This is a genomic window from Halobacteriovorax sp. (assembly GCF_048381875.1).
GTDB classification, from domain to species: Bacteria; Bdellovibrionota; Bacteriovoracia; order Bacteriovoracales; family Bacteriovoracaceae; genus Halobacteriovorax_A; species Halobacteriovorax_A vibrionivorans.
In genome coordinates this window covers 468056-483507 of sequence record NZ_JBLXBP010000001.1, presented here as the reverse complement: position 1 = coordinate 483507, position 15452 = coordinate 468056, and the positions used below count along the sequence as shown (strand labels likewise).

Genomic DNA, 15452 nt, shown 5'->3' with positions numbered 1-15452 from the left:
ATTGGTGACCTTTCTTCAAGAAGAGGGATGATCCAAGGTTCAGAAACTGATCCAGGTGGAGAAGTTATCATCAATGCTGAGGTACCACTTTCAGAAATGTTTGGTTACTCAAATGACCTAAGATCTATGTCTCAAGGTAAAGCATCATACACAATGGAATTTTCTCGTTACCTAGATTGTCCATCTAACATCCAAGAGGAAGTTATGAAGGCACGTAAAGAGAAACTTGCTAATGAGGATTAAAAATTAATATGCCCAAAAGCATATTGAATTTTTAATCTGCTCCCAGAGCTTGAAATTCAGATTTTCAATAAAGACGGCCGGTTTATACCGGCCGTTCTTTTTTCAGGAGCAATGGGAAGGTTGTCGTAGTAAAAGGGACGCTAGTCTAGCGCCCACTGTTTGAAATTCAAATTTAATTCAACAAGCCGGGTTCACGCCCGGCTTTGTTGTCTCAGGCGCAATGTGAAATCTGTCGTATAGTTATTGAACAGTGGCCAGAATTTAGACTACCTATCTAGTTATAAATCCGTTAAATTTCTGGCACTTAGATTGCTATTATAGAAGTGTGAAGAAACTTATCGTTACACTCATTCTTGCAAGCCTAAATGCTAGCGCCTTAGATATGACCTACATATTTGGTGGCATCACACCTCATATCCAGCGTCCAACAGGTGCTAATGCTAGGCCTCTGTGTAATGAGTTATCTCAAGGCAGCGGCGTTATTTATAATGAGCTCCATTCACTACGAATCAATTATGACTATGACTGGTCCACTGGACTACTTGTAGGTGAGAATTCGTATTGTGAGCCTATTTGGGGAGTGACACAAAGTTATAACCTCTATCGCAATCGTTATCTTGAATTTAATGCTACTGTCGGTTTCTATCACTTTGATGAAGAGGGTTTTGATTTTAGTGAAGGTGCTTATTTTTCAAGAATTGGCTCGTTCTACTTTGTTCCTATTGCAGGAGTAGAGGCCAATATAAGTCTTTACAAGTCGAGGGACTTTCAAATATCCTTCATGAATCTCATTACACCTGTAATTACCAATCACGCAATCGGTGTAACTTTTAATTATTAGATATTTACATTATGGAGACAGAGATTTTGTTTACAAGACTCGCGTTTTGGTATAAGCTTCAACTTATACTTAAGATAAGGTTAAATTATGCTTGAAACTAGTCAATTACAAACTTTAGTGGCCGTAGCTCGTGCTGAAAGCTTTTCACGCGCAGCAGAGGACTTGAATGTAACGCAATCAGCAATTTCTCAGTCTGTTAAGAATTTAGAGAATAAAATTGGTGTGAAGGCCTTTAAAAGGACAGGAAAGAAAGTTGTTCTTACTCAAGAAGGGGAGAGACTCTATGAGCTAGCTCAAAACTTTCTGGGTGAAATGGATGAGGCCTTAACTGAAATTAAAGATAATAAAGACGAAATGAAAGGACGTATTCGCATTGGTACCTTAACAGGTGTTGGTAAGTCTTGGCTTGCTCAAGAATTACTGAACTTTGCACTTAAAGAAGATGGACTTTCAATTCATATTTCTCTTGGGTTCCAAGAAGACTTAATTAGAAGTTTTGAAGAAAATAAGATCGACTTCCTAGTACTTCCTGAAGGGGCCGTACCGAAGTCTGGTGAAAAACTTCTTCTAAGTGAAGAGGCCGTGACTCTAGTTTTTCCAAAGGGAAATCCTTTTAATATTACAAAGAACACGTCACTAGAAGAGCTTACAAGAATGCCTACTGTCTTATTTGAACAAGGTGATAAGCTCTATCAAAATTGGTGTCTTGCTAAGTATGGAAAAAAACCTAAGAAAGTAAACACACGCTTTTCTGTGAACTCACATGGAAATATGCTCCAGGCCGTAAAAAATGGACTAGGAGTTGCTGTGGTTCCAAATCACGTTCTAAAGCGTTGGCATTATAAAGATGATATCGAAACATTGGGAAAGGCCTTTGAAGTGTCCCATGACCGTTTCTATATTGTATATCACAAGGATGCGACTGATCTAGTTAGAATCAGAAAGACAATAGAGATGCTAACAAAAGAACAGAATCCATTTCTTTAATCATGAAAGAGTTTGATGTTAATAATATTCCAGCATCAATAAGAGAATTCATTAAAGAGAATTATCGCAAAGGTTTTCGCTTCTGCTTAGTAGGTGGTTATGTTAGAGACTGGGCCATTGGTAAGGAGAGTCTCGATTTTGATTTTGAAATAAGACATATTAATAATATGCAAGGTGAGGAGTGGATTGATTTCTTGAAATCTAGCTTTCCTTCGGCCGAGTATATCGGCATGGGTGTCATTAGAATAAAACTTCCTGAATATGAAATTGAATTGTCTTCACCTCGAACTGAAGAGTTTGATGGAGGACTATCACATAAGAATTTTACACCTCATTTTGATTCAACACTAAGTTATCTTGAATCTTTTAAAAGACGTGACCTTCGTATTAATGCTATTGGACTAGAGTTTAATTTAGAAGAGGAATTAAGCGCAACGATTGTGGATCCGTATAATGGCCTTGATGAAATTTCAAATAAGGTATGTTCACATATAAATGATGATTTCTTTAAAGATCCAGTAAGACTTCTTCGTGCAATTCGTTTCAGTGTAAACACTGGTTTTAAATTACAGTTAAGTGATTCATATAAACGCTTTAATCTATCAAAACTTACGCAATATTATTTTGAGTATGAGATAAGAAAGTGTAATTCATCAGCGACTTTTGTCGATAATCTCGTCAATGTTGTTTCTACTTACAATATCGCTCTTGTTAGTGAACTTGTGCCAATTAAAGACTTTAAAAATCAATCGTTGCTATCAGAGACAAAATCTTATGAAGAGCTTCTGCTTTTTGACTTAGGCTTAGTAGAAGAAGGGCCATTTAAGTTTCTTTCTATGAAAAGGTCTCGTTATGCAAATCTCTGCCGCTTAAAGAAGGCCATCTCAGATAAGGATGCGCTTGAATTCTTAGAGGCCCTATCTAAAATTAAAGTGGATGATCGTTTTAAGTATTATGACTTAAAAGTTGAACTAGATAAGAGCTTAGATTCTGCTAGGTCAAAAGATGAACGAATTAGTACATTTAAGAGCTATTCGTCTAAGGCCACGGCACTTTTTGCCTAAATAAGATACCACTAGATTTTCAATCTTAATATATGAGATAATAGAAGAAGGAAAATACTTCGGTGGGGGTAATATGGTTGACATTCATTCAATTATTGCAACTCATAAGAATCGAGATGTAAATGAGACGAAGCTTGATGCGAATTCGTTTCCTGTTCCTACGTTTTCTGATATTCCAGAAGTTTTCTTTGACGATATTCTTGTAAATTACCGTTTATCACGAGTTGAGATTGTGATCCTCATGTATCTATACCGCAAGGTTTGGTCAAAGACTAATCCATATCGTCTTCATGGTATCTCACAACTTATGTCTATGTCTGAAGTTGTTGAAAAGCTAAATATTTCACTTGATGAAATTCACCAGTCAATATTGAAGCTGGAAAATTTTGGCTTTATCTCAACAATTCGTGTTGGCCAATACTTTGTTCGTAGGTTCTTTACTAAGGAATTTGACGAATATTATGGTCAGGATTATGACGACTTTGAAGTGTAGGTAATTTAACTTTCAACAATTTCAAATATTTAACATAGATAAATGAATTTATGCTAAAATAGACTAAATAAGTCTTTGTTGGAGTTATAAATGTCTAAAAAAATCGCTTACTTTGGCCATGATTTAGGTTACTGGGATGACCTAAAGAAGCGATTTATCAATACTTACCACAAAGAGCAATTTGATTTTATCGATCTAAAAGTCGATGAAACTACAGTCAATCATTCAATCTATGAGCTTTTCAAATTTGCTCCCAATGTTGTCTATATTGATATCAAGGAAAATGACAAGGCAAGTATAGACCTTGCTAGGCTCTTAAAGAAAATCAATTTCTTTTCAATGGTTCCAGTTGTTGCTCTCGTAACCAATGTTAAAGAAGTTATGAATCTCATATCAGATCATCTTGATTTTGTTTTTGTTAAAGGTGTTGAAACTCACGATATTGTGTACCACCCTTTTATGTTTAAATATCCAGAAATAGCAGAATCTGAAGAGTTTGCCATGGGGGCCTTAGAAAAGCCTGCTCCAATTAAATTGAAAGAAATTGCTCGAGTTGGCTATTATGGCCTTAGTTCAATGCACGTTGAAACGGCAAATAAGATCGAATCAGGAAAACTCATCGAAGTGGAACATCATCTACCTTCAGATCATATGGCAACGAAGTATTTCAATGTTTTAAAATCGGGAAGTGAAGATATTTATTACGGTTCAAGATATTGGCTTGATTTAGAATATTTATATGTCGATCCCGCAAAGAAAGAAGATGGAAGCTTCAGCTTAAATGTCGAAGACCTCAGAGAGGATGAGCTCAATAAGAAATTAAAACTTGGTAAGAGTCTAAAGAAATGGGTAAATGAAAATGCCTCGTATGGATCAAGAAAAAGAACGAAGCTTCTTATGGTTGATCCTGATATGAGTTATTTTGAAGACAATAAGAAGCATCCAGACACTTATGATTTTGTATTTAGAATAAATGAAAAGTTTGATTCTGAATTTAAAAATATAACGCGAATAATGCCTGATATTATCGTTTACTCTTTTCCAACTTTTAATGAAGATACATTTGTTGATACAGAAGATGAAGACGATAAAAAGAAAAATAGCAACCCTCTCAGTTTAGACGAGCCTGGTAAGACTGTTGATGTCGAAGGTCTTTCTGAGTCCGCTAAAAAGCTTGAGGCTTTCCAGAGAAGGCAAGATGCTATCTTTTCAGAATTAATTACAAGATTAAAAAGCTTTGGTGCCGATGCTCCTTACTTAATTATTTTAAATTGTACAAAGTATACATCTAAATCATTTCAAGATAAGTACTCATATCAATATGCTCTAGTAAACCCGAATAAAATTGGTATGAACGTCTTGGCACAAATGATTCATCAATTAGAAGAGAAGAGACTTCAAAAAGAAGAGCAAGATATTAATGCTAAAATTGCGGCATTAAGAAAGAAAGATCCTATGAAGTATGCAAAAGTTAATAAGACATATTTTGACCCACCTAAATACTTTGTTAGTAAAAAAGATGAAATGAGCCATGCTCTCATTATTCGTGATGCGAGTCTGGTGGAAATATCAGAATCCACTTGTTTTTTTACTACTAAAGAAGAAGTTGGATATGGAAATTATTATTTAACCCATCCTTTCAACTTAGCCGTTAAGATTGTCCCTCAAGAAGGAAAACTGAGCGTTAAAGAAGGTGACACCTATAAGTATCATGGGTTAATTCATGCTATTGGCGAAAAGGAAAAAATGCGTCTTCGTCAATTTGTAAATGATGTTTATACTCAACACAAAAAAGACGAAAGAGAAAAAGAAGCTCAAGAGCAACAAGAGGCAAATAAGCGATTTATTGAAGAAAAAGAGAAGGCCCGCTTAGAAGCTGAGGCGGTAGCATCTGCCGACAGCGAATCAGATGAGGAGAAATCATCTGCCCAAGAAACACAAGAAAAAGAGCTAACAGAAGATGAAAAACTTATGCAAAGCCTTGAAGATACTGCCAGTAAAAAATAAAACCTTCCTTATTACTACACTAATTTAGAAACATTCTCTTCTTTTCTTACATCTTATGATTTATTTTCCGAGAGCCTTTAAAATAAAAGGATATTTTCATGGAGGAAGATAATGAGAAATCTAATATTAGCATTGATGCTATTTTTATCTAGTAATGTTCTAGCAGCAAATCTGCAAAAGTTTCATGACAGATTTTCATTTGAAAGAGATGACCAAGGTAAGATCGTTGCCGTAAGGGATCTTTCGATACGCAAAAAATTTCGTTTTCAAGACTATATTGATTACGTTAAGAACTCTATTCTTAACGAACAGGCTTTAATGGCACAATCTGGTCTTACTGGAAATTACGAAGCAGAAGTCGAAGGTCTATTTGTAACAGGTAATGGTTTTCTAGGAAATGATTTTCAAACTCAAAAGAATGTAAAGAGAGTTGTACGTTCAATGAGAGCATTTGAAGGAATCAATTTTCAAGAAATTTTTGCAAACCCAAAATTCAAAGAATTAATGGAAGAATTCCAAGCAAAGCTTAAGGATGCATTTTATTACATTGATCCAACAATTATTGCAAAGCCAGATAATTCTACATTCTTCTATCGTAAGAATGTAACTTATAAAGTTGTTTCATGGGCCTTAAATCAAGCGAGAAAGAGACTATCTAGTGTTCCTGCGCTTAATACTGCTTTTTATGTAATTACTGAAGCAGAAAAGCTTTTTCGTACAAGAAGACACTACCATCAAAACTTAATGCTTCATTACTTAGAATTTGCTGATGCAAGTGCACTAGGACTAACTAAGGAAGAAGTTGATCTGATTTATTCTTCAATTTATGAGTCTCGAATCGATTGGATCGCATTTTGGGAGTCAAGTAGTGCTAAGCTTAACTGGCCAAGATATGGTACTTCAAACTTTTATTCACAGTTTAGAATGGCAACAAACCGTTTCAGACAATATAATTCAAAATACACTGAAGTAGGTGAGAGATTAAATTACAGCTTCCAAGAAGTAACTCTTGATGGTGAGCGTGTAATTGTGAATCTATTCGATGGAAATCATACTTTTGATAGGTCTCCAGCTGTTGCTTACTCATATGATAGACCTGGGCGTGTGAAAAGACTTAGAGCTGTTCTAACGCTTGCTGGACTTGGACTTAGCTTTGTTCCATTACCGGCCATTATTAAGGATAATGTGGATGCATTTATTAAGTCTTACTATAAAACTCAACAAATCACTGAAGGTGCTCTAGTTGGTTACTTTGAAATGAATGATAATGCATTTATGAAAGAAGAATTAAAGTCTCAATACATCAATCCATTTTCATCTAGTTTATAAAAAATAAAGGCCCACTTTGTGGGCCTTTTCTTATGCTGATTTATTCGAGTGAATCTTTATATTAGTAAAAATTAAAATTAATGTCTGAATTGTAAAGAATGTTCCAAGGAAGTAAGCTCCTCCTTGAGAGAATCCATATGAATGAAGGCCTGTTGCTAGGATATAGTTAACTCCAAACCACGCCATCATAACACTCATAAACGCTCCAGCTACGAGAGTTCCAAAGCGATTATTATTAATCCAGTTTGTGTATTTTCCATGAAGTATTGCCATATAAATACACAGAACGATCAGTGACCATGTCTCCTTAGGGTCCCAGCCCCAAAAACGTCCCCAAGAATAATCGGCCCATACACCACCGAGAATAATTCCTGCTGCTAACATAATCACACCATACTTAAGTGTTGTGTAAATTAAGTCATTGTAATAAGTTTCATCTTTTGAAGAGAACTCGCCAAAGGCCTTTCTAAATAGAATTGTATTGGCCAAAATCCAACTTAATGCTAGTGCCCCGTAAGACATAATAATAGTTGTAACGTGTGTACTTAACCAGAAATTGTCTCTTAGTACTGGTACAAGTGGACTAATCGATGGTGAAACCATATTCGTCGCAAATGTGATCATCATAAGTGTACATAGATTATAAGCAAGCCCCATATATAAATATGTTTTTTCTTTTTTAAGGTGCCCGATGATCATTGAAAGAAGTAGCCCACCATAGCCCGAGAAGATAACTGTTTCGTACATATTAGTAATTGGTGCACGTCCAGAAATATAAACTCTTAGACTTAAGTAAATTGTTTGAACAATAATAGTTACAGTAGCAAGACTTAAGGCCACGCCAAACTTCTTAAATAAAACGAGTGCCGCAAGAGCAATAAGCGTTAAAGCAAATGCAATCTTTGTTAACTGCATTTTATCAAAAGTATACTCAACCATGTACTTGTCACCTTTTAGGTTCACATAGTCTTTCTTTGCTTGAGCAAATGCGTCTTTAAATGGCGTACTAGAAGTTTGTGCTATGGCATCAATCTTTTCCTTCGTTAGAAAGTCAGTAATAGGTGTCCAATTTATTTCTGCACCTACTTTCACTGGAAGTTGCCAATTTGTTCCCCCGACAATGTCATTGTAGAGGCCAATTTTGTTTAATAACTTGTTTAGCTCTTTCTTATAACCTGACTCTACCTTTTCTTTTTGGTATGCCATTCTAATTGTCGTGCTATGAGTGATGAGTTCATCAAATCCCATCTCTCCATCGCTATCTAAAAGTTTTTTCGTGTCTTTGTGCTCAATTTTTGTTTTAAGCTTAAATGGTACTTCAAGTCCAAATGCTTTCGCACTTAAATGACAGAAAGTTTCTACACTTGTGTATCCTTTAGCTTTCTTCTTGCCCGTTAAGTGATCAATAACTTCTTTAGCATGAACCGTTAAAGGCTTAACTCTTCCGTCCTGCCTAATTGGCATTTTTTCAAGTTCACTTTGGCAAAAATTAACATTTGCATAAACGTTTGTTAGTACAAAAAAGCTTAGTAGTAGTTTAAGCATTTAGGTCTCCTGTTTCTTCATCAAGTCCAAGTAGGTCCTTATTCTTCTTCTTTGGCCTATAATTTAGGTAATAATGCCAAGAGCAACCAAAAACAAGAAGAAGTGAACCAAGATACTTAATCCAACGTCCTTGGTCTAAGTTCACTGAAAGAGTTGAACTATATTGACCAGTTTGTGGATCTTGTGAATATGAAGCTTGGTAGAATGTGAATCCATCATATTTTAATGGATTATTCATATAGATATGATATGGGGTAGTATTTCCGTTTGTGAATAGGTTTACAAAACTCTCATAACTTGCAGGACGATTCGTCCCTGGGTCTTTATCCATTTTGAAACGAGTTAACGTAAACTCAAATGGAAGCATAAATGATCGCTTTGTTAAAAAGATATTTGTTTTAACACCATCAATTAGAACTGTTACGGGCTTATCATCAGTTAGCCAGTACTCTTTGTCTCTAACTTTTACTCTGGCCGCTCTAGTGGCTCCTTTTACAAGAGAACCATTTTGCTGAATTGGTAATGTCGAGTGGGGTACCATTGTCGGTACAAGATTATCTTCATGGCGTATTAGCTTTAATGTGAAGCCCATCCAAGGTAGAGTCATCTCACCATTGTTATCGAATTCTTGGCTAACCCATTTTTCTTCGTATTTGTCCCAGAATGAAGCCTGGCGGCCAAATAGGAAGAGGTTCGGTTTCTCTTTAAATAGATTCATCGAGAAAACACGAATAGGAGCATTCATGACTGGTTTTAAATTACTGTCGAGGGCCCATGGGCTTAAATCAGGTAGAAATGAATATACATTACCTTCATCTTTAATAACGAAGAATCTTTTATCTGAACTTGTTTTTTCGACTTTTATATTCTTATCTTCGGCCGTGAAACATTTTGAATTTCTTGAATCCCAAAGTATTAATCCGCTAACTCCTGGGCGGCTAATACATGGTGCCAATGTTTTTGGTAGGTAAGTGATATTTAATAATCCCATTGATAGAGATGCTTCAAAGTCATATGCTTCTGGATGAAGGCTTAGTGTGAAGTCTTGAGCAACGTTATCGTTTGAAATAATGTAACTTGAAGAATGAGTATTCTCACTATTTTCAGATTCATCAAGAGCTGGTAGCCACTCCATTTGTTTTTCAGCAAATGGCATATAACGTCCAATTTCAACGTCTTTATATTTGACATCAATATTCTTATCAAATGCTGTATATGGAAGAGGAAGAACGGCCCTTGTATTTTCATCAGGGCGAGTGATCTCGATTACATCTTCATTTAAAACAACTTGTCTTGAAGGAGTCATTGGACGAAGGTGAATCGTCCCATCAATACCAGCGATATAGGTAACGAATGAGCCTATTCCAATTACGATTAGACCTGTGTGAATTGTATAAAATCCATAGAGACGCTTTTTAGGAGGGAGTCTTACAAAGGCCGCAAATAGGATACTCAGACACATGAAGAATTGGATGGCCATAAACCACCAAGTCTTATAGATCAAGCGCCCTACAAAGTCAGTTCCGTAATAGCTTTCAACAAATGTTCCCACAGTCATTGCTAATGAAAATAAAGCGATAATAATAACTGCAAACTTCATTGAGCCGATTGTGCGCTCAAGATACTTATAATTTATCTTATTCGTTAATTTTTCTGTAATCATTGATACTTGGCCTTTCCTTCTTTGCTACTTTTAATAGCATTTTCCCTGAAGTCAGGCCATTTATTTTGCTTAATTTACAAAGAACTTACAATTGAGAGATCCATTTTGTGAACTGGTATACGACATATACAATTGAGTAAAGTATCACTTGATGCGTAACGTAAATAAGGAATGAATGCTTTCCAAGAAATTGTATTTTTCTCAATGGATAAAGTTGAGGGTAGCTAAAACGATGTAGGCCGAGATGAAAAAAGGTGATGCCAAGTAGTGAAACGGCCACCCATGGAAATATTGCAATATAATCTAGAGATGCATGATCCATTTGTGGAAAAGGAATTGCATACTTTGTTTGTTCAAGGACAAGGATTATGACGGCAAGGGTTGCACTAAGCCATGGCCTATTGCGTAGTGGCGTGATCAAAATAGTTGCAAAGAATATGCAGTGGAGAGTTCCAAAGTATATCCAATTCTTAGGAAACATAAAGTAAGTTGAGATACTTATGATTAAGGCCGCAATTCCAATTTTTGCAAGGCGGATATTGTAGGATCTCATGTGTATTTTTCCGGGGTGGGCCATACAGATGGAGACACCAACTGAAAACATAAATAAAGTAACAATAAGTCTTGGTAGGTAATACCAGAAACCAGGCCTAAAGAACTCGACATCAACATATCCAAATATATCCAGATCATAGGTAAAGTGGAAGATAATCATTAGAATCACGGCAATGCCGCGAATCAAATCAATTAAATGAAAGCGTTTAGAATTTTCACTCATGTGATTATGATAACATAAAAGATTACTGCGCTAGCTAGTGGTCAAAATGTAACATTATTGATAATTTGCAGATCTCATACTTTAACAAAAAGATAAAAATGAATATATCTAACCAGGCCCATTCTCTCTTAGAAAACTATTCCGGAAGTGAATTTGGGCAATACTTATCACCAACATTCTTTGACGAGCACTTTATGTCTACGCAAGAGAATGCTGAGGCAAAAAAAGCTTTAGTGGTAAGTGCTCTAAATATAATTAGTAAAATTGGACCTCGAGGACTGTTTATGGCGAGTTTTCGCGAGGCAGAAAGCTTCTTGCGTGATGATCCTACAAAAAGTGCCTGGGATGGTGTTTTAGAGCTAAAAAAGTGGTTTGAAATGATTCTCTTGGACATCCAAAAGGACTATTTTGATTCTCAATTGATGAGCAATAAGGTTGAAATGAGGCAATGGGAAAGTCTTTCACTGAGACAGAGAATTGATTCTGTTAGTAATTTTGTTGAAAATACTAATTCTTGTTTAGACCAGTTTGAAATTGGTGAAATTCAGTTATTTAGCATAGAAGAGAATGAAGTTTGCCTTGATGATAGAATCATATTTAGTGGACTTCGTGGCCCGCAGGCCAATAAATTGAAAGAGGTATTATTTGATAGTATTGCTAGATATTTGAATTTCTCATATCAGAGTACAAAGATAAAATTGGTTGCGCAGTAATATATAAACAGTTAATATTAGATAGCTATAGGTAAATAAATATTAAAAATTTTTGAGTATATAAAAGAGGAAGTAGAATGAAGTTAACGGCCCTAGCACTTATCACACTTGGTATTTTTTCAATGAATAGTGTTCAAGCACAGAGCGCTGCTAATGGTAAGACATTATATAATCGTTGTGTTTCTTGTCACGGTGAAAATGGTGAAGGTAAGAAGTCAATGAAGGCTCCACGTATTGCTGGCCAATATGATTGGTATATTTACTCGTCACTTGTTCAATTTAAAACAGGTGAAAGAAAGAACCCAGATATGTTACCATTTATTAAGAATCTGAAAGACTCAGATTTCAAAGATCTTGCTGCGTATATCTCAACTCTTTAAGATCAATTTTTATATTTAAATTTTACTAGGAAGGAATCATGGTGAAGGCCATTAATGTCGGCGATCTCAAATTTGAATCAGTAACATCTCAAAAGAATGTAAAAGATGTGTATGACTACAATGTTGAAGCATTCTCTGATAGTCCAGATTTTAAGTGGACTCTTGATGATATTAAAAAAGAGATGAGTGATGGTTGGCAATTATTTTCAGTAAAGCTATCAGATGAAATCATTGCAGCTGCTTTCGTAAAGAAAGAAGATAGCAAACTGCTTTGTAAAAATACTTCAATCAAAATGCAACATAGTGGGAGTGGTTACTCTCACAGAATAATGGACTTCTTTGAAGAAGCCGCGAAAGAATTTAATGTCGATGAGATTGTTCATTATTGTTCAATTGATAATTTCAGACAATATTCTTTAAATGAAAGCCACGGCTACCATAAAACTCCTCGTAAGCTTGGCCTAAACGGTCATACAACTGAGTGGGTAAAGCAAGTTAGTAAGTAGTTGCTGGGTAGTGTCTTGTTGCTTGGGGCATTTCATATCGTGTTTTGCCCCAGCTCTTTTCAATTCGACCACTCTTGTTATCAATTAGTGCTGTAAATGATTGCGGTAATCCATTAAATGTCTGATTAACGATATAAATCGACTTATTAGAGATTCTTAGCCTTTTTACAATTTCAAATTCACTATCTGCAAGGGCAGGGATATTGCTTTTAACCTTGTTGATAACTTCAAGATCAGATTCAGTTAATTCTTTCTTTATTCGTCCAAATTGTGGTGTTTCCGTTTCTACTTTATGCGGATTCTTATTTAGTGATGCATCCAAAGATGCAATAGAGCGAGACTTTACTTTCTTATTATGGTGATGCTTATGAGTGTTTTTTGTTATAGCTTTATCTGCTTGAACTTTTGACTTTGCGACAATATTTGATTCTTCATTTTGATAAGAAGAGATGATGAATAACCCAGCAACAAAGAAACTTCCAATTACTAATGCTTTTTTCATGATTTCCCTTATGGCCTATTGTCCAATCTTAAAATTAATATTTAAAATATTAAAAGGTTTCTCACCTGCAAATTCAAAATCACTGAAGTCGTCATATGAAGATTGACTATCATGATAGCAATCATCACAATTTGAAAATGTCGTACGTAGGCGACATGTGACTTCCGTTCCAATTGGTATATTTTTGTTAATTTCAAAAAACATTAAATTTGAGTCAGTGAATATTGGCTGTCCTTGTTCATCTTGCATTGTTTCTTGCCAGTTTGAGTTAGGTAGCATGAATGGTATATTCTGTGTGTTAGCACTTGGTATGGCCTTTACGAAACAGTTATTTAAATCATCTTGTGTTCTTTCTTCTCCTTGTCCAAGACAATCTTGTTCAAGTAGTCCAATATCTGATTTCATCTTTTTTAAGAATTCATGTTGATTTAAAATCTTTGTGCTTGAGCCATCATTATATGTAAGCATGCAAACAGGCATGATACGTCCTGAATCATCATAGTTATCTTTTGTTAATTGGTCACATGTTGTTCCACCCTGAGCTAGGGAAGGAAAGTTGTCACTTAAATCTGTACATGGAAGGCCATCTTGCATATGTGCCCAGTCTGAAGCGAGCACTCTTGTTCCTGCCATAATCGAATTGGACTTATTAAAGACATTAGCAAAGATTCCAACGATTTCTCCAGGTGAAACCTGGCCGTTACCATTGTTGTATCTTGCATCAGTTGTTGTGACTTCTTCGATCTTCATTTGGTTTCTAATTGTTTGATAGATCGTAGATCTTATATCGAAAACACTAATATCCGAATATGTCGATCTAGTGTCTTCTATTAAAAGATTTTTACTTATTAGTTCAGATTTTTTTCTATTAAGTTGATTAACAGTTACGTTACCAGATGTACCTGTAAAGTTATAATTAGTATTATATGTTCTAAATAGGAGTAGGCCATAAGAGTCGAGTAATTGCTCAAGATCATCTTTTGAGAATGAATTGAGAGGGCAGAGGCTTGTGCTTTGTATAGTCATTTTTAAAACATTTCTAGCAAATGCCTGAGAGAAGTTTCTAAAATTAACAGGCTTTACTGATTTAAGCCATTCGTGTGCATAGTTAATATCCAGATTTATCTGGTCGACAAAACTGTCCTTTGCCTTTGCTGTTAAGTCACCAAGTTCTGCCAGTGTTTCGGCCAAAGTGTAGAATACTAATTTCTTAGCTTGTGTGTGAGTGCCAGTACATTTATTTTGAAATTCTTTTGTAAGAGCAACTAAGAAGTGACTGATTATTTGTCCATCTAAGTGGATATCATCAATTCTTTTTTCAGGTGAATATACATTATATCCTAGGTATTCTGGATATCTTAAGCGTGAATCACTATCACTTGATATTCCTGCAATGTGAAGACTATCATCTTCTGAAAGTGGGCGAGAGGCATTTTTAAACTTACCAAGTCCCCATTCTCCCATATGTTCACGACTATTAACGAAGTACGAGAAATAATCTGATAGACCTTCGTTGATTGATAAAGCATCATCGTGAGCAAAGTATCCTAGTTGACTTTCACCACTACATACTTCGTATTCATCATTTCCAAGGCAATTATTTACTGCGTAAGAGCGATTACGATGGTTCATTAGACGCTCAACAACAGTATGACCGAACTCATGGTAGATAACTGAAGGGTCTTGTGCCATTTTTAAATTTGTATAACCAGATAGATAACCTAGCCTTATTTTGAAATTACTTGGGCTAAAGCTTGCATTATCTTTAAGTGAAGAATCCGCTTCTACAATAAGTTTTGAACTTGAGTTTGTTAAGCTTTTCCAAAATGACTTATGCTGATCGGAATCACTTGGAATTGTACTTGAGAAGGGACGTGATCCAGTATTTGGATAAACGATATTATAGTAATTTTGCATGTCCGATAGGTATGTATCCATGATCTTTGACATGTGGTAGTAAGCATTAATTTGTAGAAATTCAGTTGATGTAACTGGAAATGCCCATTGACTTGTTTCATTGTAGAAAGGAGAAATTCCTGTATCTTCTGTAACCTCAAGGCAGTTTGCAACCATGGTACAATCTTTAATTAGATATTGATTATTTGTGATTGGTACTGGAGAGCGCGTGATAAGAGTTGATAGATCTGTATCTTCATCAGCATTATAATCACTTAAGATCAGTGGATTAGCTGCAAGTACTCGTCCATAACCTGCAGATACTGTATCTTGTGTATTCTTTAGGGCCTTTCCCCCAGAACCTGTACGATTTTGAGCGGGATCTACTAAGCATGAAGTTGTAAGAAGCCCTAAGCACAAATAAAAGGTGAGTGCTTTTAATTCTCTTTGTTTTTTTCTAAGCTTACGTACCGCTATATTCAATTAGGCCTCCTATGCCTTAATT

14 protein-coding genes and 1 pseudogene are annotated in these 15452 nt (G+C 35.5%); 10 read left to right on the top strand and 5 right to left on the bottom strand.

Features of this window, described 5'->3' with window-relative positions:
- From fusA to ACN5L8_RS02165, 7 genes and pseudogenes are all read left to right on the top strand, one after another.
- Positions 1–243 (top strand): annotated as a pseudogene (gene fusA, locus ACN5L8_RS02195) (elongation factor G); the annotation flags it as partial.
- Between the two features lie 325 nt (positions 244–568).
- Positions 569–1084 carry a hypothetical protein gene (locus tag ACN5L8_RS02190; protein ID WP_419172180.1) on the top strand — a complete coding sequence of 172 codons (516 nt, stop codon included), beginning with the start codon at positions 569–571 and terminating at the stop codon, positions 1082–1084.
- 87 nt (positions 1085–1171) lie between these two features.
- On the top strand, positions 1172–2071 hold the full coding sequence (locus ACN5L8_RS02185; RefSeq protein ID WP_115362969.1) for a LysR family transcriptional regulator: 900 nt from the start codon (positions 1172–1174) through the stop codon (positions 2069–2071).
- Between the two features lie 2 nt (positions 2072–2073).
- A complete protein-coding gene (locus ACN5L8_RS02180) occupies positions 2074–3135 on the top strand; it encodes a hypothetical protein (protein ID WP_419172179.1) in 1062 nt (353 codons plus the stop codon).
- A 73-nt stretch (positions 3136–3208) separates the two neighbouring features.
- Positions 3209–3628: a hypothetical protein gene (locus ACN5L8_RS02175; RefSeq protein WP_115362965.1), complete on the top strand. Its 420-nt coding sequence runs from the start codon at positions 3209–3211 to the stop codon at positions 3626–3628.
- A 90-nt stretch (positions 3629–3718) separates the two neighbouring features.
- Complete coding sequence (locus ACN5L8_RS02170) at positions 3719–5635, top strand: hypothetical protein (protein WP_419172178.1); 1917 nt, start codon at positions 3719–3721, stop codon at positions 5633–5635.
- Positions 5636–5746: 111 nt separating this feature from the next.
- Positions 5747–6964, top strand: coding sequence for a hypothetical protein (locus tag ACN5L8_RS02165; RefSeq protein ID WP_120404898.1), 1218 nt, complete (start codon positions 5747–5749; stop codon positions 6962–6964).
- A gap of 30 nt (positions 6965–6994) precedes the next feature.
- Here ACN5L8_RS02165 and ACN5L8_RS02160 read toward each other — a convergent pair whose 3' ends face one another.
- The 3 genes from ACN5L8_RS02160 to ACN5L8_RS02150 all read right to left on the bottom strand — a co-directional run bounded on the left by ACN5L8_RS02160 (position 6995) and on the right by ACN5L8_RS02150 (position 10950).
- Positions 6995–8509 carry a cytochrome c biogenesis protein gene (locus tag ACN5L8_RS02160; protein WP_419172177.1) on the bottom strand — a complete coding sequence of 505 codons (1515 nt, stop codon included), beginning with the start codon at positions 8507–8509 and terminating at the stop codon, positions 6995–6997.
- Positions 8502–10172, bottom strand: coding sequence for a cytochrome c biogenesis protein ResB (locus ACN5L8_RS02155; RefSeq protein WP_419172176.1), 1671 nt, complete (start codon positions 10170–10172; stop codon positions 8502–8504). The genes ACN5L8_RS02160 and ACN5L8_RS02155 overlap by 8 nt, the downstream gene beginning before the upstream one ends.
- Before the next feature lie 85 nt (positions 10173–10257).
- Positions 10258–10950, bottom strand: coding sequence for a heparan-alpha-glucosaminide N-acetyltransferase (locus ACN5L8_RS02150; RefSeq protein ID WP_419172175.1), 693 nt, complete (start codon positions 10948–10950; stop codon positions 10258–10260).
- 98 nt (positions 10951–11048) lie between these two features.
- On the opposite strand from ACN5L8_RS02150, the gene ACN5L8_RS02145 reads away from it, so the two are divergent.
- The 3 genes from ACN5L8_RS02145 (at position 11049) to ACN5L8_RS02135 (ending at position 12549) form a co-directional block, all read left to right on the top strand.
- Positions 11049–11663: a hypothetical protein gene (locus ACN5L8_RS02145; protein ID WP_115362954.1), complete on the top strand. Its 615-nt coding sequence runs from the start codon at positions 11049–11051 to the stop codon at positions 11661–11663.
- Between the two features lie 77 nt (positions 11664–11740).
- Positions 11741–12043 (top strand): c-type cytochrome, encoded by a 303-nt coding sequence (locus ACN5L8_RS02140; protein ID WP_115362952.1) that lies wholly within the window; start codon positions 11741–11743, stop codon positions 12041–12043.
- Between the two features lie 38 nt (positions 12044–12081).
- The gene (locus tag ACN5L8_RS02135; protein ID WP_115362950.1) at positions 12082–12549 is read left to right on the top strand and encodes a hypothetical protein; all 468 of its coding nucleotides are present in this window, start codon (positions 12082–12084) and stop codon (positions 12547–12549) included.
- Here ACN5L8_RS02135 and ACN5L8_RS02130 read toward each other — a convergent pair.
- Together ACN5L8_RS02130 and ACN5L8_RS02125 are read right to left on the bottom strand one after the other, a co-directional pair.
- A complete protein-coding gene (locus ACN5L8_RS02130; protein ID WP_419172174.1) occupies positions 12539–13051 on the bottom strand; it encodes a hypothetical protein in 513 nt (170 codons plus the stop codon). The two genes, ACN5L8_RS02135 and ACN5L8_RS02130, sit on opposite strands and share 11 nt — an antisense overlap.
- A 15-nt stretch (positions 13052–13066) precedes the next feature.
- The gene (locus ACN5L8_RS02125) at positions 13067–15430 is read right to left on the bottom strand and encodes a hypothetical protein (RefSeq protein ID WP_419172173.1); all 2364 of its coding nucleotides are present in this window, start codon (positions 15428–15430) and stop codon (positions 13067–13069) included.
- Positions 15431–15452 lie beyond the last annotated feature (22 nt).

What these genes read in the sequence shown, in the direction of transcription:
- ACN5L8_RS02185 (WP_115362969.1), top strand. Translation starts at nt 1,172, where the DNA reads ATGCTTGAAACTAGTCAATTACAAACTTTAGTGGCCGTAGCTCGTGCT.
- ACN5L8_RS02180 (WP_419172179.1), top strand. Translation starts at nt 2,074, where the DNA reads ATGAAAGAGTTTGATGTTAATAATATTCCAGCATCAATAAGAGAATTC.
- ACN5L8_RS02175 (WP_115362965.1), top strand. Translation starts at nt 3,209, where the DNA reads ATGGTTGACATTCATTCAATTATTGCAACTCATAAGAATCGAGATGTA.
- ACN5L8_RS02170 (WP_419172178.1), top strand. Translation starts at nt 3,719, where the DNA reads ATGTCTAAAAAAATCGCTTACTTTGGCCATGATTTAGGTTACTGGGAT.
- ACN5L8_RS02165 (WP_120404898.1), top strand. Translation starts at nt 5,747, where the DNA reads ATGAGAAATCTAATATTAGCATTGATGCTATTTTTATCTAGTAATGTT.
- ACN5L8_RS02160 (WP_419172177.1), bottom strand. Translation starts at nt 8,509, where the DNA reads ATGCTTAAACTACTACTAAGCTTTTTTGTACTAACAAACGTTTATGCA.
- ACN5L8_RS02155 (WP_419172176.1), bottom strand. Translation starts at nt 10,172, where the DNA reads ATGATTACAGAAAAATTAACGAATAAGATAAATTATAAGTATCTTGAG.
- ACN5L8_RS02150 (WP_419172175.1), bottom strand. Translation starts at nt 10,950, where the DNA reads ATGAGTGAAAATTCTAAACGCTTTCATTTAATTGATTTGATTCGCGGC.
- ACN5L8_RS02145 (WP_115362954.1), top strand. Translation starts at nt 11,049, where the DNA reads ATGAATATATCTAACCAGGCCCATTCTCTCTTAGAAAACTATTCCGGA.
- ACN5L8_RS02140 (WP_115362952.1), top strand. Translation starts at nt 11,741, where the DNA reads ATGAAGTTAACGGCCCTAGCACTTATCACACTTGGTATTTTTTCAATG.
- ACN5L8_RS02135 (WP_115362950.1), top strand. Translation starts at nt 12,082, where the DNA reads ATGGTGAAGGCCATTAATGTCGGCGATCTCAAATTTGAATCAGTAACA.
- ACN5L8_RS02130 (WP_419172174.1), bottom strand. Translation starts at nt 13,051, where the DNA reads ATGAAAAAAGCATTAGTAATTGGAAGTTTCTTTGTTGCTGGGTTATTC.